The organism is Bradyrhizobium sp. MI1.7 (assembly GCF_055811795.1).
This window is the reverse complement of sequence record NZ_JBVVPO010000223.1, coordinates 1-839: the sequence shown is the minus strand read 5'-3', so window position 1 is coordinate 839 and position 839 is coordinate 1. Positions and strand designations below refer to the sequence as shown.

1 protein-coding gene is annotated in these 839 nt (G+C 56.9%); it reads right to left on the bottom strand.

Annotated features, from left to right (window positions below; translation table 11 throughout):
• A partial coding sequence (locus AC0L3X_RS47230; RefSeq protein ID WP_473317626.1) for an HD domain-containing protein occupies positions 1-673 on the bottom strand: 673 nt, incomplete at its 3' end.
• Between the last annotated feature and the right edge of the window lie 166 nt (positions 674-839).

Here is an 839-nt window from a genome sequence, read left to right as displayed (position 1 = left end):
AAACCGGTGCCTTGGGTGGTTTCAGGACGGTGCTTGAGGCTGTCGTAAAGGGCCTGCAGGAAGCCTTCCGCGAATTGGGCGGACGCGGATAAACCGTCTCGACAGCGCTCCGCTGCGCGGCAGTGAAGTCGTCATAGCCGGCGCCGACAAGGTCCATGTTGGCTCCTTCGGCAAGAAGTGCCGCGATGGGGTACAGATGCGGGGAAATTCCATTTGTCGTATGCAGTGCGATCGCAAGCCAGACGCTCTGGCCATCAGCTTCCGAAATGCCGTGACTCCGCAGAAAATCGCGTGCGGCATTCGCGCCATCCACTTCATAGCGCAGGTGACTTTCCCCATAACTTGCAGTCAGTCCATAATCATGGAACATGGCCGCTATGTAGAGAAGTTCCGGATCAAAGGTCAGACCCTTGCGCTTTCCTGCCAAAGCAGCCCAATAGTAGACGCGCATGGAGTGCTGAAACAGCAAATCGTTTTCGGTATCGCGAATGACCTGAGCTGCATCGCGCGACAATTTGCTGTCCGGAATTCTTATCTCCGAAACCTCCTCGACGGCGTTCGGAACCGCTTCCGCAATTTTAGGCGTGACCGTTTCGGCCTGACCGTTTGGTGCCAAGGCGGATCCGGCGACCAATGCGAGGGCGGCCCAGGTGAGAGTGGTACGAACATTCATGTCGTTCTCCTCTGTAGCCGGAGATGGCGTGTATGGGGCTAGAATGTCAATCGGCATTGGACTGGGACCCCCGATCGGCGTCCAAAGGGGGCTCTGACGCAATTTTGGTGCAGCTCCGATTATTCTGCACCGATTAGCCTGGCCTGAAGGAGATCGATTTTCCCGC